The organism is Streptomyces sp. NPDC048664, assembly GCF_040650555.1.
Taxonomy (GTDB): domain Bacteria; phylum Actinomycetota; class Actinomycetes; order Streptomycetales; family Streptomycetaceae; genus Streptomyces.
Window position 1 is genome coordinate 1 of record NZ_JBEZHK010000014.1, and the last position, 22,086, is coordinate 22,086.

At 73.3% G+C, this 22,086-nt stretch carries 19 protein-coding genes and 1 pseudogene; 11 read left to right on the forward strand and 9 right to left on the reverse strand.

Going from position 1 to position 22,086, the window contains the following annotated elements; all coding sequences use genetic code 11:
• A pseudogene (locus AB0C59_RS17175) lies at positions 1-71 on the forward strand (DUF4442 domain-containing protein); the annotation flags it as partial.
• Positions 72-122: 51 nt separating this feature from the next.
• Here the strand turns inward: AB0C59_RS17175 and AB0C59_RS17180 are convergent.
• On the reverse strand, positions 123-986 hold the full coding sequence (locus tag AB0C59_RS17180; RefSeq protein WP_363005225.1) for a phospholipid scramblase-related protein: 864 nt from the start codon (positions 984-986) through the stop codon (positions 123-125).
• Positions 987-1,150: 164 nt separating this feature from the next.
• Complete coding sequence (locus tag AB0C59_RS17185; protein ID WP_363005227.1) at positions 1,151-1,819, reverse strand: hypothetical protein; 669 nt, start codon at positions 1,817-1,819, stop codon at positions 1,151-1,153.
• 334 nt (positions 1,820-2,153) lie between these two features.
• Here AB0C59_RS17185 and AB0C59_RS17190 point away from each other — a divergent pair, with 334 nt between their 5' ends.
• The 4 genes from AB0C59_RS17190 (at position 2,154) to AB0C59_RS17205 (ending at position 6,228) form a co-directional block, all read left to right on the forward strand.
• Positions 2,154-2,813: a helix-turn-helix transcriptional regulator gene (locus tag AB0C59_RS17190; protein WP_363005229.1), complete on the forward strand. Its 660-nt coding sequence runs from the start codon at positions 2,154-2,156 to the stop codon at positions 2,811-2,813.
• A 32-nt stretch (positions 2,814-2,845) separates the two neighbouring features.
• Positions 2,846-3,379, forward strand: a complete 534-nt coding sequence (locus tag AB0C59_RS17195; protein WP_363005231.1) for a toxin-antitoxin system, toxin component — start codon at positions 2,846-2,848, stop codon at positions 3,377-3,379.
• 47 nt (positions 3,380-3,426) lie between these two features.
• On the forward strand, positions 3,427-4,611 hold the full coding sequence (locus AB0C59_RS17200) for an MAB_1171c family putative transporter (protein WP_363005233.1): 1,185 nt from the start codon (positions 3,427-3,429) through the stop codon (positions 4,609-4,611).
• Between the two features lie 198 nt (positions 4,612-4,809).
• Positions 4,810-6,228, forward strand: coding sequence for an FAD-dependent monooxygenase (locus AB0C59_RS17205; protein ID WP_363005235.1), 1,419 nt, complete (start codon positions 4,810-4,812; stop codon positions 6,226-6,228).
• A 40-nt stretch (positions 6,229-6,268) separates the two neighbouring features.
• Here AB0C59_RS17205 and AB0C59_RS17210 read toward each other — a convergent pair whose 3' ends face one another.
• From AB0C59_RS17210 to AB0C59_RS17220, 3 genes are read right to left on the reverse strand one after another with little or no spacing between them, the layout of a single operon-like run.
• A complete protein-coding gene (locus tag AB0C59_RS17210; RefSeq protein WP_363005237.1) occupies positions 6,269-7,453 on the reverse strand; it encodes a DUF6545 domain-containing protein in 1,185 nt (394 codons plus the stop codon).
• Positions 7,450-8,613 carry an MAB_1171c family putative transporter gene (locus AB0C59_RS17215; protein ID WP_363005239.1) on the reverse strand — a complete coding sequence of 388 codons (1,164 nt, stop codon included), beginning with the start codon at positions 8,611-8,613 and terminating at the stop codon, positions 7,450-7,452. Before AB0C59_RS17215 ends, AB0C59_RS17210 begins: the two co-directional genes overlap by 4 nt.
• 8 nt (positions 8,614-8,621) lie before the next feature.
• Positions 8,622-9,194: a toxin-antitoxin system, toxin component gene (locus AB0C59_RS17220; RefSeq protein WP_363005241.1), complete on the reverse strand. Its 573-nt coding sequence runs from the start codon at positions 9,192-9,194 to the stop codon at positions 8,622-8,624.
• A 307-nt stretch (positions 9,195-9,501) separates the two neighbouring features.
• On the opposite strand from AB0C59_RS17220, the gene AB0C59_RS17225 reads away from it, so the two are divergent.
• A complete protein-coding gene (locus tag AB0C59_RS17225) occupies positions 9,502-9,753 on the forward strand; it encodes a hypothetical protein (RefSeq protein WP_363005243.1) in 252 nt (83 codons plus the stop codon).
• Positions 9,754-9,801: 48 nt separating this feature from the next.
• On the opposite strand, the gene AB0C59_RS17230 is transcribed toward AB0C59_RS17225, so the two are convergent.
• Together AB0C59_RS17230 and AB0C59_RS17235 are read right to left on the reverse strand one after the other, a co-directional pair.
• Positions 9,802-10,485, reverse strand: a complete 684-nt coding sequence (locus AB0C59_RS17230; protein WP_363005245.1) for a 4'-phosphopantetheinyl transferase superfamily protein — start codon at positions 10,483-10,485, stop codon at positions 9,802-9,804.
• Positions 10,430-11,338, reverse strand: coding sequence for a metallophosphoesterase (locus AB0C59_RS17235; protein ID WP_363005247.1), 909 nt, complete (start codon positions 11,336-11,338; stop codon positions 10,430-10,432). Before AB0C59_RS17235 ends, AB0C59_RS17230 begins: the two co-directional genes overlap by 56 nt.
• A gap of 305 nt (positions 11,339-11,643) precedes the next feature.
• On the opposite strand from AB0C59_RS17235, the gene AB0C59_RS17240 reads away from it, so the two are divergent.
• Positions 11,644-12,774 (forward strand): ATP-grasp domain-containing protein, encoded by a 1,131-nt coding sequence (locus tag AB0C59_RS17240; protein WP_363005249.1) that lies wholly within the window; start codon positions 11,644-11,646, stop codon positions 12,772-12,774.
• Positions 12,775-12,928: 154 nt separating this feature from the next.
• Positions 12,929-14,617: a carbohydrate binding domain-containing protein gene (locus AB0C59_RS17245; RefSeq protein ID WP_363005251.1), complete on the forward strand. Its 1,689-nt coding sequence runs from the start codon at positions 12,929-12,931 to the stop codon at positions 14,615-14,617.
• Positions 14,618-14,660: 43 nt separating this feature from the next.
• Here AB0C59_RS17245 and AB0C59_RS17250 read toward each other — a convergent pair whose 3' ends face one another.
• Positions 14,661-16,001: a 6-phospho-beta-glucosidase gene (locus AB0C59_RS17250; RefSeq protein ID WP_363005253.1), complete on the reverse strand. Its 1,341-nt coding sequence runs from the start codon at positions 15,999-16,001 to the stop codon at positions 14,661-14,663.
• A 193-nt stretch (positions 16,002-16,194) separates the two neighbouring features.
• Here AB0C59_RS17250 and AB0C59_RS17255 point away from each other — a divergent pair, with 193 nt between their 5' ends.
• Both AB0C59_RS17255 and AB0C59_RS17260 read left to right on the forward strand, forming a co-directional pair.
• Complete coding sequence (locus AB0C59_RS17255; RefSeq protein ID WP_363005255.1) at positions 16,195-16,566, forward strand: DUF4981 domain-containing protein; 372 nt, start codon at positions 16,195-16,197, stop codon at positions 16,564-16,566.
• A 55-nt stretch (positions 16,567-16,621) separates the two neighbouring features.
• Positions 16,622-17,470 carry a hypothetical protein gene (locus tag AB0C59_RS17260; RefSeq protein WP_363005257.1) on the forward strand — a complete coding sequence of 283 codons (849 nt, stop codon included), beginning with the start codon at positions 16,622-16,624 and terminating at the stop codon, positions 17,468-17,470.
• Positions 17,471-17,562: 92 nt separating this feature from the next.
• Here the strand turns inward: AB0C59_RS17260 and AB0C59_RS17265 are convergent, their stop codons facing one another.
• Positions 17,563-20,241 carry an FAD/NAD(P)-binding protein gene (locus AB0C59_RS17265; protein WP_363005259.1) on the reverse strand — a complete coding sequence of 893 codons (2,679 nt, stop codon included), beginning with the start codon at positions 20,239-20,241 and terminating at the stop codon, positions 17,563-17,565.
• A 430-nt stretch (positions 20,242-20,671) separates the two neighbouring features.
• On the opposite strand from AB0C59_RS17265, the gene AB0C59_RS17270 reads away from it, so the two are divergent.
• Positions 20,672-22,075, forward strand: coding sequence for a glycoside hydrolase family 16 protein (locus AB0C59_RS17270; protein WP_363005261.1), 1,404 nt, complete (start codon positions 20,672-20,674; stop codon positions 22,073-22,075).
• The last annotated feature ends 11 nt before the right edge of the window (positions 22,076-22,086 follow it).

The window sequence follows — 22,086 nt, forward strand, 5'->3', positions numbered from 1 at the left end:
TGGAGTACCTGGAGACCACGCCGGAGAAGGCCGTGCTGGCCCTGCCGGACCAGAGCGAGTACAACAACCACGGGTGCACGCGCCGGCCGCCGTTCTTCGTCCCGGGGGGATCCGGGTCCGGCTCAGCCGAGACCTCGGGAGTCCTGCTTGAGCGCCGTGTCCACGGTCAGCGCCGTCGCCACGACCAGGGTCAGCAGCGGCTCGGGAAGCTGGTAGTGGATCTTCAGGACGTAGTTGTCCGCGGTGGTGAACATGGTCTTCGCCAGGCCCTCCCACGTCTTCGTGATCCGGGCGACCTCGTTGTCGGCGTGGTCGACGATCGCGAAGTTCCAGGCGCGCCAGTTCTCCGCCTTGATCGCGCCGACCTTCTGGCCGTTCACGTTCATGGCGAAGTTGATCTTGCCGATCATGTTCTGCTGGACGATCTCGCCCACGGTCTGGCCGTCGGGCCGCGACACGATCACCCGCGACTTGAAGATCTTCGCGGGCCGGGTCAGCAGGAGCTGCGGCTGCCCGTAGGAGTCGCGGATCTCCAGCTTGTGCGTCATGAACTGGTCGAGGCTGGAGACGAAGCGCAGGATCTTCTTGAAGACGCCCTGCCCGACCTCGGTGACCGAGCCGAGCTGGTTGCCGTTCTGGTCGAAGACCCTGTACTCGTTCGTCACCTCGATGAGCTTGGCCTTCTGGTTCACGACCAGGACCGGCTCGGTGAACAGCGTGCCGCCGCCGGCGCCGCTCGGGGCGACTCCGGCCTGGTGCTGCACCTGCTGCTGGATGCGCGCGTCCGGGGCCGGTGCCGGATGGCCGTAGGCCCCCGGCGCCTGACCGCCGGCGGCCGCCTGCGGCGGCACCTGGGCCGGAGCCTGGCCCTGCTGGTCCGCGTGGGTGTGCTCGGTCCACTGGGAGCCGTCCCAGTACCGCAGGGTCTGGGCGGCTCCATGCGGATCCGGGTACCACCCTGCAGGAGTGTTCGATTGCGTGGTCACCGGGGCACACTACCCCGGCCGGGCCCGTCCCCGACCAGCCCGGGCGCTCCGCGATCGGAGGTCACGCGCGCTGTGCACCGCATGTCCCACTCTCCGTCACTTCCGGGGTCCGGATCCGACACCGCGACCCACCGCGCGGGCCGCTCAGCCCGCCGCTCCAGGCTCTAGTCGCTCGCCGCGCGGACCACGCTCAGGTGGCTCGCGGCGCGCCGGGGGCGCCGGGTCGCGCGCGAGGCGGCGGCCGGGCGGCGCGCCTCGCGCAGCACCAGCGTCAGCCGTGAATACCCCATGTCCCGCAGGGTCTTGGGGGTCTCCCCCACCACCCGGCAGTCCGCTCCCCAGCGGGGGTCGGGGTGCAGCAGCGGGCGCACCGCGCCGTCGTGCTCGGTCGCGCTGGATCCGACCGCCCTGATCCAGTGCGGCAGCCCCTGCCGGTAGGCGGCTTCCATGATCGGGTCCTGCGCGATGTCCCGGCGGATGGACTGCAGTTCATGGTCCTGGCCGTGCTGTTCGACCGCCGCGGCGAAGTGCGCCAGCATGGGCAGGCACCAGCTCGCCTCGTGCTCCCCGAGCACGGTCGCCGCGTCGGGGTGGAACAGCACGAACCGCAGAAAGTTGTCGCCGGGCATGGCCGTCGGATGCGGTGCGACACCGCCGAAGAGCGCGTGGAACGCGGAGTTGGCGACGACGACGTCCCAGCGGTGGTCGAACACCACGGAGGGGAACGCCACCGCCTCCAGGAGAGCGGCGTAGTCCTCGAGGTAGGCCCGCGCTTCGGCGTCGTCGGGGGCGGGCCGCGGCTGCGACCGCTGCCCTCCTGCCTGAATCCCCATCGGGAGGTCACCCCTCTTGCCCTTGCGGCCTTCACGCGGCGTCTCGATCCTGCGGCTCCGCATCGAGCCGTGTCAACTATCGTGGCATTCAGGGGGCGTTGACGTCCGAATCTCGCCACAGTTGTGGCGAGAGCTGGATGTCAGTTCGAGAATGCGGCTACTCTCCGGTTGGTGCGCGGCTACCCTCCGGTTGGTTCAGGCCGACCACGCCGACAACGACCCGTGCGGCCCATGGGCGACCGACCGCCCGTGGCGGCGGACACCGGCCGACGACCGCGGCTGTCGGCCCCTGGCAACGGCTGACGGCAGCCGAAGAGACGTAGGAGACCTGTCGGTGACGGATGGCTTCGAGGTTCCGGGCGCCACGGCGATGGGGCTGCTGCCGGCCGTCGTGGCCCGGGTGACCGCCCTGGCCGACCGGCTGGGTGTGCCGCGCGAGGAGGTCCTCGACGTCCCGCACCTGTCGGCCCGGTCCGGCGTGCCGGAGCCGGTGGTGAGAGCCCTGCTCAGAGGCCTGCCCGCCGGGGAACCGGACCTGCAGGCGCGCTTCCTGCAGCGTCTGGACCTGCTGCGCCGCACCCGGCTCAAGCCCAACGGCCGCCGGTACACCCAGCAGGAGATCGCCGACGGAGCGGGCATGTCGCGGCAGCAGGCCGGCGCCCTCATCAACGGCGACCGGCGCCCCACCATGGAGCACTGCAACGCGATCCAGCGCTTCTTCGGGGTGCACGCCGGGTTCCTCACGGCCGAGGACCACGAGGCGCTCACCGGCGCCCTCCAGCGCGGCGAGCAGGAGCTGCTGCAGCAGCTCGCGGACCGTGAGCGCGCGTCGGCGGCCGAGGCCGACGACGACCCCCTGGAGCGGCTCCTGAAGGACCACGGTGTGCGCGGCATCGCCTGGCGGGCGGCCCAACTGCCCACCGACCAGCACCGGGACAAGGTCGCGGAGTGGCTGGACATGCTGTTGGAGAGCGTGAAGCGGCCCGGCGCCTGATGCGGGGGAGATTCGTGGGTATAGGAAGGGACATGCGCCGCCTGTGCGGCGAGTTGGTCGGGGAGCTCTCGCTGGCCGCCCCGGCGGAGCCGACCGAGCTGTACGCCGAACTGTGCGACGGCATGAGCAGACGCCGCGGTCGTCCCGTCCGCTTCCGTACGGCCGCCTTCCCGCCCGGGACGGCGAGCGGCCTGTGGCTCGACATGGCCGACCAGGATCTGGTCGTCATAGAGGAACGCACCGCCCCCGACCACCAGTTGGTGATCCTCGGCCATGAACTGTGGCACATGAACGCCGGGCACCACGGCCACCACGTGGGGGGCGCCAAGGTCGCGGCGCGGCTGATCGGCGACAGCGCCGATCTGGAGGCGGCCGTCCACAGGGTCGCGGCCCGCACGCACTTCGACCTCAGGGACGAGAAGGAGGCGGAGAGCTTCGGGCTGCTCCTGGCCAGCAAGTGCCGCACCTGGCTGGCGGGTTCGTCGCTGATCGGGTCCATCCAGCGCGACGACCTGGCGGGCCGCATCGAGGCGTCGCTCGGGTACCGCGGGCCGCAGGGCCGCTGAGCCGCGAAGCCATACGGACCCCGAGAGGCCATACGGACCCTGACACGATGGACGGCTCCAGCTACTACATACCCGCCGCGGCGATGGCGTTCGCGTGCGCCTTCAAGACCCCGGCGCTGATCCGCTCCTGGCGCGACCCGCTGCTGCGGTCGGTGTGCGCCCTGCTCGCCCTGACCACGCTCGTCTTCCTGTTCGCCGCTCCCCCGACGATCGGCAACGTCAACGTCCTCACGGGCGTCACCAACGCCTCGGCCCTCCTGGTCTACTGCCTGCTCAGCGCGTTCAGCGCCGCCAGCCTGGTGGTCGTCGTCAACTGGCGCGGCGGTCCGCCCGCCGCCACCCGTCGCGTCAACCGCCGCATCATCACGGGCTACGCCGCGGTCATCGTCTGCCTGGCCGTCCTGTTCAGGCTCGGCGACACCCCCGTGGAGCGGCTGCGGGACTTCGACACCTACTACTCCGAGACGCCGTTCATCCGCGAGATGATCGTGCTCTACCTCGCGGCGATGACCGTGGCGGGGCTCGCCATGACACTCATGTGCTGGCGCTGGGCCCTGCAGGTGCGGGCGTGGCTGCGCGCCGGGCTGCTGATCATCGTGACCGGATACCTGTTCAACATGGCCTATCTCGCCGCGAAGTTCACGGCCGTGATCGGTCACTGGGCCGGTCTGGGCCTCGACGGGCTGAGCACCGACACGGCGCCCGCGCTGGCGTCCGTGGGCGCGCAGATCAGCGCCGTCGGCTTCTGCCTCCCCCTGGCCGGTCGCCGGGTCTCGGACAGCTGGACCACCTGGGCCACCTATCGCAGGCTCGGGCCGCTGTGGCGGGAGTTGAGGCCGGTGTCCGCCCACGCCGGCTCGGACGTGCGCATCTCCTGGTGGTCGTCTCCCCAACTCCAGGTCACCCAGCGGGAGTCCGACATACACGACGGAATACTCACGCTGTTCCCGTACTTCGACTCCGTGGTGCGGGAACGCACCTACGACGCGGCCGTGGCGGCGGGCTCGGACCCCGTGCACGCACGGGCGGAGGCCGACGCGGCGATGGTGGCGGTGGCCCTGCGGGCCAGGGCCGCCGATCCGGAAGGCCGTGTCGTCACCTCGGCGGAGGCCGGCGACACCCTCGCCACGGCGCACGGCAGCCCCCGCGACCTCGTACGGATGTCCATGGCACTGCACCGCTCCCCGGTCGTCGCGGCGGTCTGGGACCAGGCCGGTGAGCAGTCTCGATAGAACGAGGCGCGCCCCGGCGCCGCCCCTGCCGTGATGTCCTGACACCCCTGACGTGCCCAATGTCCCCGGCGGCCACGGGATCCGCTCCCGGGCCGGCGGCGTCGCGCCCGGCGCCCCCAGGGCCCCTCCCGCGACGGAACCTCCCCACGCCTCCCCACACCAGCCCGCACCAGCCCGCGAAAGAAAGAGTCACCGCCTATGTCAGACGGAGCCAGCCCTCGCCGCGCCGCGGTCGTCATCGGCGGGGGCATGACGGGGATGCTCGCCGCCTCCGTGCTCGCCGAGCACGCCGACGTGACCGTCCTGGAACGTGATGTGCTGCCCGAGGGGCCCGCGCCGCGCAAGGGCCTGCCGCAGGCCCGCCACATCCACATCCTGTGGTCCGGCGGGGTGAAGGCGCTGGACGACCTGCTTCCCGGCGTCGTCGACCGGCTGGTCGCCCAGGGCGCCTGGCGGGCCGGGATCATGACCGATCTGGTCTCCAAGGCCCCTTCGGGCCAGTGGTTCCGCCGCTTCGCGCGCAGCTCCCACGTCAGCCTCATGTGCAGTCGCGACCTGCTGGACGCCGTGGTGCGCGCACGGGTGCTGGAGGATCCGCGCATCACGGTGAGGGCGCGGACCGAGTCGCTCGGCCTGGAGGGCACCAAGGAGCGGGTGACCGGCGTCCGCATGCGGTCGGGGGAGCGGACCACCACCCTGAGGGCCGATCTCGTGGTCGACGCGAGCGGACGGACCAGCCGCGCCCCGGTCTGGCTGCGGGAACTGGGGCATCCGCAGGTTGTCGAGCGCACGGTGGACGCGGGCCTCGTCTACGCCAGCCGCGTCTACCGCGCCCCGCGCGGCGCCGTCGGCGGGTTCCCCATCATCAACGTCCAGGCGAATCCGCGCCGGGCTCCCGGCCGGGCCGGCGGCATCGCCCCCGTCGAGGGGGACCGGTGGCTGGTGACGGTCTCGGGGACCCGAGGCGGCGAACCCACCACCGACAACGACGCGTTCCTGCCCTTCGCCCGCACCCTGCCGCATCCCCTCATCGCGGAACTGCTCGTGGACGCCGAGCCCCTGACGGACGTCGTCATCACCCGCAGCACCGCCAACAGGCGGCGCTACTACGAGAAGTCCGCCACCTGGCCGGAGGGCTTCGTGGTCCTCGGGGACGCCGTCGCCGGCTACAACCCCGTCTACGGGCACGGGATCAGCGCGTGCGCGCAGAGCGTCGTCGCCCTGCGCGAGGTCCTGGCCGACCGCGGCCTTCAGGCGCCCGGTGCGGCCCGGCGCGTCCAGAAGGCCGCCGCACGGCCCGTGGACTGCGCCTGGAGTCTGGCGGTGGGACAGGACCTCTTCTACCCCGGCGCCGTGGAGCAGCCTCCCACCCGGCTGGAAAGGGCCCTGGCCGCCTTCGTGGACAGGGCCGTCGACGCGGGCTCGCGCAACCCGCGCGCCCAGCGGGCCCTGTTGGACGTGATGTGCATGGAGGCGTCACCGGCCGGACTCCTCCGGCCGGGCATGCTCGCCGCGATGCTCTTCGGCCGCAAACTGCCGCCCCTCGCCGGCCCGCCGCTGACCGCGGCCGAGTGGAAGGCGGCCGTCGCCGGGCCGCCGCTGGTCCGGGAGGACTGACGGTCCGGGAGGGCTGATCCGTCGCCCGGACCGGCGATCCTCACTCGGCCCCGTGGAGACGGAGCCGGTGGCGACGGCGCACGTCCTTGACGACGTGCGTCCCGAGCATCCGGGACAGCCGCGCCAGATCGCCGATCGCGGGCGACGGGCCCTTGCCGGGTGAGTCGGCCCGCTCGTAGGGGGACGTGTCGCCCGTGGTGCCGTATCCGTCGGCCGCCGCGGCGATCATCGCCGCCTCCGCGATGACCTCGGCGGTCCCGTCGTCCGCGCCCCGGGCGGCGGCGGCCTCGTACGCCTCGTTCCACACCCGGCGGTCGAAGTGCTCGCGGCAGGCGACGATACGGTCCGAGATGAACGTCTGGCGCTGCGTCAGGCGAAGTCTGAACCTGGGGTTCCACCAGGGCAGCGGCGTCGACCGGAAGTCGGGGCCGCTCTCGACGCGGCTGACGGTCCGGGCGAGGGGGCCCAGTCGCCAGTACCGGATGGCGTCCTCGCTGCTCCGCCCGACGAGCGGGGCGAGGAAGCCCGCGGTGATCAGCAGCGCGCAGGGCTGGCCCACCAGCGGCGCGAGAGCGGTGACCAGGACGTCCCAGCGGTGGCCCGTCAGGCGGCCGCCGATGGCGACGAGTCTGAACACGTCGTAGCCGACGAACTGGGTCAGGTAGCCCAGCGCCAGGGCACGCAGCCCGAACCGCATGCTCCCGTGCACATCGCGCGACCAGCGCCAGCACAGGCCGCTGCACAGGCAGGAGGCCAGACCGTGGGCGAGAAGGTAGAGCAGGATCATCTCGCCGATCCAGGGCGTCGTCGCGTAGTACACGTCGAAGTCGGTGCGCCGCTCCACCGAGGCGTCACCGCAGGTGAACAGCGTGACGATCAGAGCCCATACGAGCAGGTACAGGGCGATGATCCGCCGGGAGGAACGCCGGGTCTGCGCCAGGTCCGGCCCGCCGCGCCAGTTCAGGACGAGCACCACGGAGGCCGCGGAGAAGCCGGTGAGCGTGCAGTACACCAGCGGCGCGGAGAAGTTGGCCACGCCGGTGACCTTGTTGACGACGGCGATCGTCCGCGGCGCCGCGGTGAACAGGACGGCCGCCCCGACCAGGAGCAGCGCGCAGATCGAGGACAGCAGCCGGTCCCGGCCGCGGGCGCGCACCAGGGCGGGCAGTTTGAGCAGGCACACCAGGACCAGCAGGCTCCCGGAGAGGTAGAAGCTCACGGTCATGTCCGCTGGGTCTCCGGCTTCCGGTCGGCGCGCAGCAGGTCGGCGACGACGCTGGTGTTGACTGCCCGGGAGACGCGCACGAGGTCGCTCAGGTTCCCGTCGAGCACGGTGACGGCGTGATCGCGGGGGGCGGCGGTCGCCGGGGTCCCGGCCCGTGCCGCGATCACCACCATGGCGGCGGCGCCGATGGCCTCGGCCTCCGGGGTGCTCGCCCCGGTCGAGAGCGCCCGGTCGTGGGCCCGCGCGCGCACCCGGTCGTCCAGGCGGGGTCCGAGACGGGTGATGCCGTCGCGGATCCCGGTCTCCCGTTGCGTCAGACGCAGGTCGATGTCGGCCTTGGACCTCCAGGTCAGCGCCACCCGGTACTGCCGGTCGGCGGGACCGACCAGCAGCCGGAACAGCGGGCCGAGCCTGGCGTACAGGACCAGGCTGTCGATCCGCGGTCCCAGCAGCGGCAGGGTGTAGCCGACGGTGACCAGTACGGCGCCCACCGAGGCGGCGCCCGGGGCGAGATCCGTGCTGAGCACGTCCCAGTCGTGCCCGGTCAGGCGGCCGGCGACGGCGGCCATCTTGACCACGCTGAACAGGCTGTTGACCAGCCAGCCCCAGGCGAGCACGACCAGGCCCCGGTGGGTCCAGCCGGTGACCTGCCTCGACCACCGCCGGCACAGCGTCGCCGTGGTGAAGGTCGCCCCGAGGTGGGCCACCAGGTACAGGGCGATCATCTCGCGGATGAACGGGGTGCGGGCGTAGTAGGTGTCCAGGTCGGTCCGGCGTTCGACGGGCGCGTGGCCCAGCGCGAAGAGCAGCCACAGGGTCACGATCACGAGGGCGTAGGCGGTCAGCCAGCCGTGGACGACGCGGCGCACGTGGTCGGGGTCCCCGCCGCGCCAGTAGACGATCACGACCAGGCAGGCGGCGCTCGCGACGGTGACCACGGTGTACACGAGCGGCGCGGCGAGGTTGGGGACGCCGGCCAGACGATTCACGGCGGCGACGCTGTCGGGAGCGGAGAGGGTGAAGGAGACGCCGGCCGAGAGGACGACCGCGCACAGCGAGACCAGGGCCGGATCCCGCCGGGGATGCAGCAGCCGGGGAACCCTCAGGGCCACCCCGCCCCAGAGGACCAGCGCCGTCAGGTAGTAGTACCAACCGTTCACAGCCGGCCTCAGAGGCCTCTGCTCAGGGAGTCCTCGATCCGGGCGGCCACCTGCCCGGTGCCGGCGCGCCACAGGTTCCGGCGGAAGGTCCGCAGATCGGTCCCCAGCCGCAGGCCGAACATCTCGGCCTCCGCCTCGTGCCGGTGGTCGAAGCGGGTGCGGGCCGCGTAGCCGAGCCGCTGGGCGTCACGGGCGTCGAGCCCCTGGGCGCGGGAGCCGAGGACCTGGGCGACGACCTCCTCGACGACCTCGGCGCGGGCGGCGTCCGACCTGGCCGAGGCCCGGCCCCCGGCGCCGGGGGTGCCGCAGTGCCCTTCGAACATGTGCCAGATCTCGTGGCCGAGGATCACGTGCTCGTGCTCGCTGTTGGTCGTGTCGTCGCGTACGGCGATGACGTCCCGGTCCTCCAGGTCGAGCCACAGGCCGCTCACGGTCCCGAGCGGGAAGCCGGCCCGCATCAACGCCACCTCGCGCCCGCGCAGTTCGGTGAGGATGCCGCTCAGCTCGACGAAGATCTCCTCGTCGTCGCGCGGCGCGGCCTCGGCCAAGCGCGTCAGGAGCGTGTCACTGAGCTGCCTCATCCGTTTGTCGCGCCCGGTCCTCACCTCGTTGCTCCCCCATGGTCGATGTCGGCGCGACCCTCGGCAGGGGCCGCACGGTGCAGGACGACACAGTAACTCGTCGCCCGGGGCCCTCCATCGGTGGGCGCCCGAGGCCCGGTGAGGGCGCGTGAGTGCGCCGAGTGCGCTCCCGTGCGCCGGGGAGCGCCGCGCTGAGCGGGCGAACCTGCCGCCGTGCGAAGGGGATTGTCAGTGGGGGGCGGCAAGCTTGATGAGGACCACCCGCCGCGCGACACCGTCGCCCGGCCGACCCGGGGAGAGCCGACCGATGACGACCGCCGTACTGACCGACCGCCAGCGCGCCGCCGTGCAGGCCTATCTGCGTCTGCTGAGCACCGTGCGGGCGGCCTTCGACAGTCCACCGGGCCCGGTTCCGCCGGACCGGGCCGATCGACCGGCCCCGCCTCCCCAGGTGCCGACCGCGGCCCTCGCGGAGGCGGACCGGGCCCTGGCCGAGGCGGGGCTCACCGGCACGGAGGAGGAGTTCTTCCGGCTGCTGTGCGACTGGTGCCCTCACTGATCCGACACCCGCGCGCGGCGCTCACCGGCGGCGCGCGGGGCGGCTCCCTCAGGCGCCGGGTACGACGACGGACGTCGCGACCAGCCCGCGTCCCGTGGTCCAGCGACCGTCGAACGCCTCGATGCGGCGTCCCGCGACCACCGGTCCCGCCACCAGCAGCCGCGCCCGGAACCCGCCGACCCCGCCCGACCCGTCGCCCGGGTCGATGTCCACGTCCGCCTCGAGGAAGTCGAGCCACCGCTCCGTCAGGGGGTACCACGCCTTGTAGACGGACTCCTTGGCGCTGAAGAGCAGCCGGTCCCAGTGCACCGAGGGGTGGCTGCGGGCGAGGCCGCGCAGCCGCTCCCGCTCGGCGGGCAGGGTGATCACGTCCGCCACGCCCTCCGGCAGCGGCTCGTGGGGTTCGGCGTCGATGCCCAGCGAGGCCAGCTCCCCGGCCCGGGCGAGCGCCGCGGCACCGTAGCCGTCGCAGTGGGTCATGCTGCCGATCACGCCCTTCGGCCAGCCGGGCGCGCCCCTCTCGCCGGGTACGACGGGCTGCTCCGGCACGCCGAGTCGGGCCATGGCCCGGCGCGCGCAGGCGCGCACGGTGACGAACTCGCGCCGCCGCTTGTCGACCGCCCGGGCCACGACGGCCTCCTCCTGCGGGTAGAGGACGGTGCCGTCGGCTATCGCGTCACCCTCGTACGCCTCCACCACGGCGACCGACGCCGGGAGCAGCTCCTCGAACACCTGCGGGTACCTCCAACGGCAGGATGCGGCGCAGCTGCCCGGGCGGGCCCGGGCGCGGGCCCCATTCACGGGGGTATCCGACCGACACCTCTTCGAATCGGACGCCCTCGTGACGGGTGGTCCGCGGAATGTGCAGATGACCATAGACCATGCAGGCCGCACGGAACCGCCGGTGCCAGTCGGCGGTCAGCCGGGTACCGCACCACATGGCGAACTCGGGGTGCCACAGGACGTCCATGGGGTGCCGGTCCAGCGGGTAGTGGTTGACCAGCACCGTGGGCAGATCGCCGGGGAGGGCCTCGAGCCGGCGTTCGGTCTCCGCGACCCGGGCCCGGCACCACTCCTCCCGGCTCGGGTAGGGGTCGGGGTGCAGCAGGCGCTCGTCGGTGCACACGATCCCGGTGCCGTGCGCGTAGTCGAGGCCCTCCTCCTTGGTGGCGCAGTCCTTCGGCAGGAACGTGTAGTCGTACAGCAGGAAGAGCGGGGCGATCACCGCCGGGCCACCCGGCCCCTCCCAGACGGGGTAGGGGTCCTCGGGTGTGGTCACGCCCAACTTGCTGCACAGCGCGACGAGGTGCTGGTACCGCTCGACGCCGCGCAGGGTGACGGTGTCCTTGGGGTGGGTCCACAGTTCGTGGTTGCCGGGGACCCAGATCACCTTGCCGAAGCGGCTCGCGAGCAGTTCCAGGGCCCAGCGGATGTCGGCGACGGTCTCGGCCACGTCCCCGGCGACGAGGAGCCAGTCCTCGGGCGAGGTGGGGTGCATCCGTTCCACGAGTGCGCGGTTCTCGGGATATCCGATGTGCAGATCGCTGATGGCGAGCAGCTGTCCACGGCCGTCCGTCGACTCCACTGTCGCCCCTCTCGCGTGCCGATGGGAACACAAGAGCACACGGGGTCGTCGGCGGACAAGGGCGACCCGCCGGGTCGGTGGGCCCCGTCGCCGGGCCCGGGCGGCGGCCGTTCTCGTCCAGGGCACCGGGGCCACGCGAATCCGTAACACGCGCGTAGCCGTGACACCGCCCACGAGGCCCTATGATCGCCGCAACATCTCCGCCACGGACGCCGCTTCGCGTACGGCGGTTCGGTGTGTCTCCCTCTCCCCTGGCCGGGCACGGCCCGCTCAGCCCTGCCCGCGACCCCCGAAAGGCGGCCTGCATGGTCTCTCGCGTACGCGTCTGGCTCAACCGCACGTACGCGGAGAACGTGTTCTTCATGGATCAGGTGCGGAGGAATCCCAGCGACCGGGCCGTGGAGATCCACGCCACGCACGGCGACGCGGACTCGCCGGTGCTGGCCGCGGCGGACACCGCCGATCTGGAGCCGGAGGGCCTGTCGCCGGCCGCGTACGTGGAGTACGCGCTCGACCAGTGCGCACGCCGCGGTATCGACGTGTTCGTGCCCCGGCTGCACCAGGAGGTGCTCGTCGCGCACCGCGCCGAGTTCGAGGCGGCCGGTACGGCGCTTCTCGCGCCGACCGCCGAGGCGGTGGCGGTGTTCCGGGACAAGGCGACGTCCTACCAGGCCGCGCAGGCGGTCGGGGTGCCCGTCCCGCCGTGGTGGCGGGTCACCGGTGAGGCCGAACTCCTGGCCGCGGTGGAGGAACTGGAGGCGGCGGGGCACAGCGCCTGCTTCAAGCCGGCGGCCGGGGCGGGCGGCGTGGGCTTCAGGGTCGTCACCCGTGCTCCGTTCTCCCTCGCGCAGCTGAGCGGCTTCCCCGGCTCGACGGTGCCCCTGGACCTGGTCGTCCAGGCGGTGCGCGCGGCGGACGGACCCGTCGACTGGCTGGTGATGCCGCGGCTGGCGGAACCCGAGGTGTCGGTCGACTGCCTGACCGGTCGCGACAACCACGTCCGCATGGCGGTGGGGCGGACCAAGAACGGGCGCCGGCGCGGGTTCACGATGCACGAGCAGTGGCTGGAGCCGGCGATCCGGCTGGCGGAGGGCTTCGGGCTGCACCATCTCTCCAACATCCAGTTCCGGATGTTCGGCGATCAGCCCGTGCTCCTGGATGTGAACACCCGCCCGGCGGGCGGGCTGCACCAGCTGGCCCTGTGCGGCATCAACGCCCCCTGGGCCGCGGTGCGCCTGGCGCTCGGCGAGGATCCGGGCGAGGTGACGCCGCCGTTCCTGGGCACCGACTACACGGTGGTGTCGGGTCCGCGGCCCCTGCGGTCCGCCGCACTGCCCCAGCAGCGCGCGCAGGAGCAGCCCGCGCCGGTGCCCCTCGTGGCCGCGGCGCCGGTGGGCCCGGCCGGGATCGGGGCGGAGCAGGCGCTGCCCCTGTGAGCGGCCGCCGGTGCCCCCGCCGCGCGGTCTCCCCCCGGTAGGCGCCGATCCGCTTCGCGGCCTTGACATCCAGATTGGTCCATACCAACTTGGTTGCGCACCCTTCGCACTCCCCAGGCACTCCCCGAACCCCCCTTTCCTTCAGGGAGATCGCGTGCGCACTCTTCTCGGACGTCCCCGACGTGTCCTCCTCGCCCTCCTGGGCTCCGCCGCCCTGGCCATGGCCGGGGCGGTGGCCCTGCCCACCACCGCTCAGGCGGCCAACATCCTGACCGATCCCGGCTTCGAGTCGGGCGGCCTCTCCTCCTGGTCCTGCACCGGCGATCTCGGCTCGATCGTCTCCAGCCCCGTCCACGGCGGGTCCAGGGCGCTGGCCGGTGCCGCGTCGTCGAGCGACGACGCCCAGTGCTCCCAGACCGTCCAGGTCCAGCCGAACACGGCGTACACCCTCAGCGGCTGGGTCCGCGGCAGCTACGTCTACCTCGGCGTGAGCGGCGGCGCCTCGACCTGGACCACCTCCCCGTCGTCGTACAGCAGACTCTCCGTCGGCTTCACCACCGGCGCCTCCCAGACGAGCGCCACGATCTATCTGCACGGGTGGTACGCGCAGGGCACGTACTACGCCGACGACATCGCCCTGGACGGCCCCGGCGGGGGCGGCGGGGGCCCGGACACCCAGGCGCCGACCGCGCCCGGGAACCTCACCTCCACCGGGAAGACGGCCTCCAGCGTGTCCCTGGCGTGGTCGGCCTCCTCCGACAACGTCGGGGTGACGGCGTACGACGTCTACAGCGGCGCGAACCGGGTGCTCAGCGTCCCGGGGACCTCGGCGACGGTCGGCGGGCTCTCCCCCGCCACCGCCTACACCTTCACGGTCAGGGCACGCGACGCGGCCCAGAACGCCTCGGCGGCCTCGGGCGCGGTGACGGTGACCACCGCGGCGGCCGGTGGCGGCGGCTCCGGGTTCAAGCAGGCGGCGCCCTACCTCTACCTCGGCTGGGGCGACCCGCCGAACGCCGCCTCGGTGATGAGCGCGACCGGGATCAGGACGTACACGATGGCGTTCATACTGGACTCCGGCGGTTGCACCCCCGCCTGGGACGGCAGCAGGCCGCTCACCGGCGGCACCGACCAGAGCGTCATCGACCAGATCCGCGCGGCGGGCGGTGACGTCGTCCCGTCGTTCGGCGGCTGGCAGGGCAGCAAGCTCGGCGCCGTCTGCTCCTCCGCGAGCGCGCTCGCCGGAGCCCTGCAGAAGGTGATCGACGCCTATCGCCTCAAGGCGGTCGACATGGACATCGAGAACACGGACGAGTTCGAGAACGAGGCGGTCCAGGCGCGGATCCTCACCGCGCTGAAGACCGTGAAGGCGAACAACCCGGGTCTGCGGACCATCGTCACCTTCGGCACCTCGACCACCGGACCGACCTACTACGGCAACCGCCTCATCGAGCAGGCGCGGTCGCTGAACGCGGACGTCGACGTGTTCACGATCATGCCGTTCGACTTCGGCGGCGGCTCGGACATGTACGGCAGCACCGTGAACGCCGCCGAGGGGCTGAAGGCCAAGCTGAGGTCGACGTTCGGCTGGGACGACGCGACGGCCTACGCCCACATCGGCATCTCCGGCATGAACGGCCTGTCCGACCAGCAGGAGAACACCACGCCCGCGACCTGGCAGTCGATCCGTGACTGGGCCAACTCCCACCACATCGCCCGGCTCGCCTTCTGGGCGGTCAACCGCGACCGTCCGTGCGCGGGCGGCGGCGTGGTGAGCAACTGCTCCGGCATCGACCAGGGCACCTGGCAGTTCACGTCCCTCACCGCCGGGTTCACCGGCTGACGGCACGGTGCGGGGGGGCCGAGCGGCCCCCCGCACGCACCCCTCAGCGCCTCAGATAGGCGAGTTGCGGGTGCGCGGCGGTGTAGTCCTCGACGAGCCGGCGCGCCACGGCGACCGAGTCGACCAGCGGGTGCAGCGCGAACGCCCGCACGGCCAGGGCACGGGATCCCGACTCGGCGGCGGACAGCACATCCCGGTCGACGGCCTTGACCGCGCTCACCAGGGCGACGGCATGGCCGGGCAGCGGATCGACGGCGAGGGGGTGCGCGCCGTTCGCGTCGACCAGGCAGGGCACCTCCACGACGGCCTCGCGGTCCAGCGCGGAGAGGGTGCCGCGGTTGCGCACGTTGAGGATCAGGGTCGCGCGCTCGTCGCGGGCGATGGCCCGCATCAGGGCGAGCGCCACCTTCTCGTAGCCGCCGGACAGGTCCTCCTCCTCCCGCTCACCGGCACCGGCCGTCTCCCGGTTCTCCGCCATGTAGGTGGCCTCCCGCTCGGCGCGGGTACGGTCCCAGGTCGCGAGGGCAGTCGTGCCCGGGCGGCTCACCTCCTCGTAGAAGTGGCGCTGCTGGTCGAGCAGGAAGGCGCCGCGGGTCCGGTCCGCCCGCTGAGCGGCGTGCACGGCCTCGCGGTTGAAGTAGTAGTAGTGCAGGTACTCGTTGGGGATCGCGCCGAGCGAGCCCAGGAAGTCGGCGCCGAAGAGCCGGCCCTCCTCGAAGGAGCCGAGCAGGGCGGGGTCGGCCAGCAGGCGGGGCAACTCGTCGCGGCCCTCGACCCGCAGGCCGCGGACCCAGCCGAGGTGGTTGAGGCCGGCGTAGTCGATCCACGCCTGGTCCGGGCGCACCCCCAGCACCCGGGCGATACGGCGGCCGAGTCCGACCGGCGAGTCGCAGATGCCGATGACGCGGTCGCCGAGGTGGCGGGACATGGCCTCGGTGACCAGGCCCGCCGGGTTGGTGAAGTTGATGACCCAGGCGTCGGGGGCCAGGCGCGCCACGCGTCGGGCGATGTCGGTGGCCGCCGGAACGGTCCGCAGGCCGTACGCGACCCCGCCCGCGCCGACCGTCTCCTGGCCGAGGACGCCCTGGGCCAGCGCCACCCGCTCGTCCTCCGCCCGGCCGCGCAGCCCGCCGACGCGGATCGCGGAGAACACGAAGTCGGCGCCGCGCAGGGCCTCGTCCAGGTCGGTGGTGGCGCTCACCACCGGGGCGTCCGGCACGCCCGCCGCCTGCTCGGCCAGCACCCGCGTGACGGCGGACAGCCTCCGGGCGTCGACGTCGTGCAGGACCACCCGGCGGACCCGGCCCTCGCCCCGGTCCCCGAGCAGTGCCCCGTACACGAGCGGCACGCGGAATCCGCCGCCGCCCAGAATCGTCAGGTTCACGTCCCCGCCCTTTCGTGCCGTGCTCGGTGGTGACGTTACCCGCCGGGCGGGGCGGCGGCGGCAGGGCTCACGGGGCGCGAGGCCCCCGTGGGCGCGGGCGGGCGAAGGGCGGGCACCGGACCGCCATCGGCCGCGCCCCGCTCCTTCACGAGGGCTTCATCCGGGGGTTTCGGGGCCGCGGCATCCTCCAGCCGTGACGGACGTGAAGCCGGTCGAACACGCGGGCGCGGTGCCGGGGTCGTACGGCGACGGCGCGGACGGCCCGCCGGTGCGCATGAGGTGCTTCCGGCACGAGGGCGTCGTCATCGCCAACCACCGGCGTCTGTACGGCTTCGACGGGCTCACCGCCCGGTGGGAGCTGCGGTGCGCGGACGGCGGGGAGCGGGCCGCCCCGGCGGAGCTTCCCCGGCTCGCGCCGGGTGAGTCGGCGGCCGTGCCGCTGCCGTTCGCCCTGCCCGAGCACGGTGGTGAGACCTGGCTGACGCTGCGGGTCCGCACGGCGCGGGCGGAGCCGTCGGCGCCGCCCGGCGCACAGGTGTGCGCGCCTCGGGTGCGACTGCGGTGACCGTGCGGGCGATCCGTGGTTCGATGCCCTTCCCATCCCCCAACATGGCAGGTTCATGATGAAGAAGCGTCAACTGTTCGCCGTGGCCGCCCTGTCGGCCGCGTTCACCCTGAGCGCGGCCGTCTCGTCGGTGGCCGCCGCGCCGACCTGGCAGGAGACCGGCACCACGTACACCGGCAGCCTGGGCGGAGGCGAGGGCCTGGCGAGCCGGGCCGACGGCTCGCTGCTGTACCGGGGGCTCGGCTCCATCCCGCTGGACCTGCGCGTCAAGGGCTGGAACCACGTGGGCGACCCGGACATCGCCCAGGGCTACACCTTCGACGCCTACCAGGGGCCGGACTCCGCGACGTCGAAGATGTTCGAGGTGACCACGCCTGAGGGCAGGCGGTACGACTACGTCCACCCGCTCGACTCCGGCGAGAAGCTCAACAACTCGTTCGCCACCGTCTCGCCGGACGCCCAGTGGCTGGTGTCGGGCGAGTGGGGCGACCAGAACCGGCTCCAGGTCTTCCCCGCTCCCCTGCTCAACGCCTCCACCCCGCGCACGGGCGGGTCCCTGCCGCAGGCCGGGCAGATCACCCTGGACAAGCCGGTGCGCGACATCCAGGCCTGCGACTTCGTGAACGACACCCGGCTGGTGTGCGTCTCGGACGACGGCTCGCGCCAGCTGTTCCCCGACGACCGGCCGCTGCTCCAGGTGGACCTGCCGCACAAGCTGGACGGCGGACCGGTCACCGGCCAGGTGACCGACCTGTTCGCGCTGCCCCAGCGCAGCGTGTGCAAGGGCACGTTCGAGGCGGAGGGTGTGGACTACGACGCGGCGCGCGGGATCCTGCGCGCCCAGGTGGTCCAGCCCGGCGTGTGCGTCGTCGCGACGACGGTGTACTCCTACCGCCTGCAGTAACCCGCGCTCCTGGCCGGGGCCCTTCCCGGCCAGGAGGCACGGCCGTGACCGGTGGGGGCGTCGCCGCGGCCGGCGGCGGCCGACGCACCCGGTCACGGGGTGGGCAGCGCCGCCATCAGCCGCCGGTCCCTGGGGGCCGGTTTGCGGTCCAGGCGGATGTCCAGCAGGCGCCGCGCCGCGTCGCAACGGCCCCCCGCCACCAGCGCGTACAGCAGGGTCTCCTCGACCACCTCGCGCTGGGCCGCGCTGCCACCGACCTTGCGCAGGACGGGCAGCACGGCGTCGAGGCCGCGCGCGGCCTCCTGGAAGCGCTCCTCGACCAGCGCGCCGAACGCCTCGCACAGCGGCACGATGACCTCGCGCTGCACCTCGTCCGCGCCCGCCGCGTGATCCCGCAGCCTGCGCAGCGCGGCCACGTCGCCCACCGCGGCCAGGGCCACGGCCGCGTGCAGCGCCGTGAACGCGGTCGCCGGGCGTTCGACGACCTCCCGGGCGACGCAGTCGAGGACGTCCTCCGCGGGCATGTCGCCGTGCCAGCTGTCGCTCAGCCTGGCCCGCCACAGCAGCGACCCCGAGTCGACCAGCGCCCGCACCCCCTGGACACGGCCCGGCGCGAGCTGCGCGAGCCAGCGCCTGCGGACGGCGGCCGGGTCGTCGAGGGCCAGTTCGTGCAACGCGATGTGCCAGGAGAAGTGCGCCCGGTGGACGGCTCCGCGCCCCTGCCCGGACACCCATCGGTCGAGCCAGTCGCGGCCCGCCTCGTGGGCGCCGGACTCGTAGTGGACATGGGCGAGCGCGTGCACGGCGTGCCCGGAGGCGGGTTCGGCGGCCAGGGCGCGGTGGGCGAGCTCTCCCGCCTCGTGGTAGCGGCCCTGGCCCTGGCGCAGGAAGGCGAGCAGGGAGGTGTGGAACCAGTGGCCGTCGTAGGCGGGCGAGGCGCGCTCCACCAGCGGCAGGGCGTAGTCGTCGTCCAGGTCGGCGACACCGGAGAAGGCGATGGTCGGGACGGCGGCGGCGAGCGCGAGCGCGTCGCCGGGGTGGCTGTCGAGGTGCCGCAGCAGTGCCGAACCGTCGGTGTCGGTGCCGTGGACGCGGCGGGTGACCACGTCCACGAAGGAGCGTTCCCGCTCGTCGGCCCGCTCCCGCGCGCTGCGCTGCGCGTCGGCCAGGGCCCGGGGTACGTCGATGTCGGCGCCGCACTCATGGCCGAGCAGCGCGAGGGAGGCGTGGCCGAGGGCGAAGCCCGGGTCGAGGGTGACGGCCCGGCGGAAGGCGTCCTCGGCGCCGGCTCTGACCTTGAGGACGCGGTCGATCCCCGAGCGGTGGGCGGCGGCGGCCTCCGCGTACGTGGACAGCGGGAGTCCGTGGCCGTCCAGGGGGCGGCGGCGGGAGCGGCGCGCGACGGGAGTGAGCGGGGCGAGCAGGTCCCGGGCCAGCGCGGCGGCCTGCACCCGGATCTCCGGTACGGCGGTGGTCTCCCACAACTCGCCCCGGCGGGGGGCGCCGAGCGTGAACAGCGGCCGTCCGCACAGGCCCTGCGCGTCCACGAGCCGTCCGTCGCGGGTGGCGACGCCCATGCCCAGGGGGCCGGGGACGGCGGCTCCGGAGTCGAGCAGCGAACACCACAGGGGGTCGTCCGGCCGGGGTCCCGGGCCCGTGCAGTCGATGACCCATCCCACGCGCAGGGACCGGCCGTCGGCGAGGGCCACGGTCACCGTGCCGTCCGGTTCGGGGTGTGCCGCGACGACACGGCCGGAGTGCGTCCGCAGCCGCCGTGCGGTCCGCGCGCGGGCGAGCGCCTCACCGGTGGAGGGCGACATCCGGTGGCGGTGCGTGTTCCACAGCGCCCCGTCCCGTGCCAGGAACTCGGCTCGCTCGTCGGCTGTCAGCCCTTGCCAGAGCTCGGCCGTCAGGGGCCGCAGGCTGTCGAGGGCGGGGCGCCAGTCGCCGTGCAGGCGCACCGCCCGCCCGACATGGCGGTACACGGCGCGGCGCAGCCGTTCGAGGGACGCCCCGTGCAGCCCCTCGGGCGGGGCCATCGCACCGGCCGGGGTCAGCGCGTGGGGCTGCGGCAGCAGGCCGCCGCGCGACAGGGCGTGGAGGGTGCGCCCGGGACGGTCCAGGCTCAGCACCAGGTCGACGGCGGTCAGACCGGTGCCGACGAGCAGGACGTCGGAAGGGTCGGCGAGCGGCCCGTCCAGCGCGCCCGGTGTCCAGGGCGAGGCGATGAACCGCGCCGACTCCCGCAGGGCGGTGGGAGCCCACGCCGCGTTGCCCGCCGCCGGCCCGGTGGCGATGACAACGCTGTCGGTGTCCAGGAGTTCGCCGTCGTCGAGTCGGATCTCCAGTCGGCCGCCGCTCCCGTCCGCGCAGCCCACGGCCCGGGCCCGCACCCGGCGCACCCGCACCACGCCGTGGGCGCGGACGATGGCCTGACCCAGGGTGTCGGCGACGTACGCGCCGAAGCGGTGACGCGGGACGAAGTCCGCCGCGGTGACGCCGCTTTCGCCGTGCCGGCACAGCCAGCGGGTGAGATGGCCCGGGTCGTCGGGGTAGCAGCTCATGCCGCCCGCGGGCACGTTGAGCCGGTGCCGGGGGTCGGGGGTGGCGTAGGCGGTGCCGCGTCCGGCTTCCGGGGCCGGGTCCACGAGCACCAGATCGAGGGGGACACGACGGCGGGCGGCCGTCTCGCAGAGCTGGATCGCGGTCATCGCTCCGGCCGCACCGGCTCCGACGACGGCCACAGTGTGCGGCACGCGGGCTTGACTCACGACTACCTCCGGCGTTCGAGGGGGCCTGGGGGACGCCCGTCCCCACTCTGTCGGTCTTTACTCTGACCCGACCACAGGGCGCCGGGGCAATGCAGGTTCCGGCCCCATCTGGCGTATGTCTTCCCAGGAACCGCCCGAAACGCCCCTCGGATTCGGAGGTTCGGCGCCCGAGGCCCTGGGGAGCGCACGCGGCACGGACCGGGCGCCCGCGACACGCGCGACGCGCCGCCGCCGTGCGGGGAACGCAGCCTTCACGCCCTTAACGCCCGTGTGACGCAAGGAGTTTCACGGCTTCGCCTCTTGACGTCCCACGCGGCGGAGAGCACATTGGCCGCGCGGCGTGGGAGCGCTCTCACACCGCACGGAGCGGCCTTCCGCTCCCGGCTCACCCTCGCACCGCACCCCCACCCCGTACGCGAAGAGGAAGCCCATGTCGCACACCTCCCGCACACCCGCACGGCGCTCGTCCCCACGTCGCGGGCTCGCAGCCGTGCTCGGCACCGCGGTTCTCGCCGTGGCGGCCGCCCTGGCCGCCGTCCCGTCCGCGAACGCGTCCGCTCCCCCGGCACCCTCCGGCTGGACCCAGGTCTTCCTGGACGACTTCGACGGCGCGGCCGGTTCAGGAGTCAGCACCTCCTCCTGGCAGTACGACACCGGAACCTCCTACCCGGGGGGTGCCGCCGGCTGGGGTACCGGTGAGGTCGAGACGATGACCTCCAGCACCGCGAACGTCGCCCTCGACGGCGGCGGCGATCTGCTCATCACCCCGCGCCGCGACGCCTCGGGCCACTGGACCTCGGGCCGTATCGAGACCACCCGCACCGACTTCCAGGCCCCGGCGGGCGGCAGGCTGCGGGTTCAGGCGCGCCTGCGGATGCCCGACGTCACCGGTGAGGCGGCCGCCGGATACTGGCCGGCCTTCTGGATGCTGGGCGCCCCCTTCCGAGGCAACTACCAGAACTGGCCCGGTGTCGGCGAGTTGGACATCATGGAGAACGTCCAGGGCTTCGACAAGACCTGGGCGACCATGCACTGCGGCACCAACCCGGGCGGCCCGTGCAACGAGACCACGGGCCTCGGCAACTCCACCGCGTGCCCCGGCACCACCTGCCAGGCCGGCTTCCACACCTACACCATGGAGTGGGACCGCTCGACGAGCCCGGAGGCGATCCGCTTCTCCGTCGACGGCACCACCTACCAGACGGTCACGGCGAACCAGGTGGATGCGACGACCTGGGCGAACGCCACCCGGCACGGCTTCTTCGTCATCCTGAACGTGGCGATGGGCGGCGGCTTCCCCGGGGCGTTCGGCGGCGGCCCCACCGGTGCCACGGAGCCCGGCCACCCGATGGTGGTCGACTACGTGCAGGTCCTTGAGTCCTCGGACGGTTCGGGCGGCACCACTCCCCCGCCCCCGGGCGGCCGCGACGCCTACGGCGCCATCCAGGCCGAGGCCTACGACAGCCAGTCGGGGACCGGCACCGAGACGACGACCGACAGCGGCGGCGGCCAGGACCTCGGATGGCTCGCGAACGGCGACTGGGCCCTGTACAAGGGCGTGGACTTCGGCTCCACGCCCGCCACCCAGTTCCACGCCCGGGTGGCGAGCGGTGCGGCACCCGGGGTCAGCGGGCTGGTGGAGGTGCGCCTGGACAGCCGTGCCGACGCGCCGATCGGCAGCTTCGCGGTGGGCGGCACCGGCGGCTGGCAGAGCTGGCGGACGATTCCGGCCAACGTCGGCGCGGTGACCGGGACGCACGACGTCTATCTGACGTTCAGCAGCGGACAGCCCGCCGACTTCGTGAACGTCAACTGGTTCGACTTCGGCCACTGACCGGGTGCCTC

Coding starts and splice junctions, on each gene's coding strand:
- AB0C59_RS17185 (WP_363005227.1), bottom strand. CDS start 1,819: ATGGGGATTCAGGCAGGAGGGCAGCGGTCGCAGCCGCGGCCCGCCCCC.
- AB0C59_RS17195 (WP_363005231.1), top strand. CDS start 2,846: ATGCGCCGCCTGTGCGGCGAGTTGGTCGGGGAGCTCTCGCTGGCCGCC.
- AB0C59_RS17200 (WP_363005233.1), top strand. CDS start 3,427: ATGGACGGCTCCAGCTACTACATACCCGCCGCGGCGATGGCGTTCGCG.
- AB0C59_RS17205 (WP_363005235.1), top strand. CDS start 4,810: ATGTCAGACGGAGCCAGCCCTCGCCGCGCCGCGGTCGTCATCGGCGGG.
- AB0C59_RS17210 (WP_363005237.1), bottom strand. CDS start 7,453: ATGACCGTGAGCTTCTACCTCTCCGGGAGCCTGCTGGTCCTGGTGTGC.
- AB0C59_RS17220 (WP_363005241.1), bottom strand. CDS start 9,194: ATGAGGCAGCTCAGTGACACGCTCCTGACGCGCTTGGCCGAGGCCGCG.
- AB0C59_RS17225 (WP_363005243.1), top strand. CDS start 9,502: ATGACGACCGCCGTACTGACCGACCGCCAGCGCGCCGCCGTGCAGGCC.
- AB0C59_RS17240 (WP_363005249.1), top strand. CDS start 11,644: ATGGTCTCTCGCGTACGCGTCTGGCTCAACCGCACGTACGCGGAGAAC.
- AB0C59_RS17260 (WP_363005257.1), top strand. CDS start 16,622: ATGATGAAGAAGCGTCAACTGTTCGCCGTGGCCGCCCTGTCGGCCGCG.
- AB0C59_RS17270 (WP_363005261.1), top strand. CDS start 20,672: ATGTCGCACACCTCCCGCACACCCGCACGGCGCTCGTCCCCACGTCGC.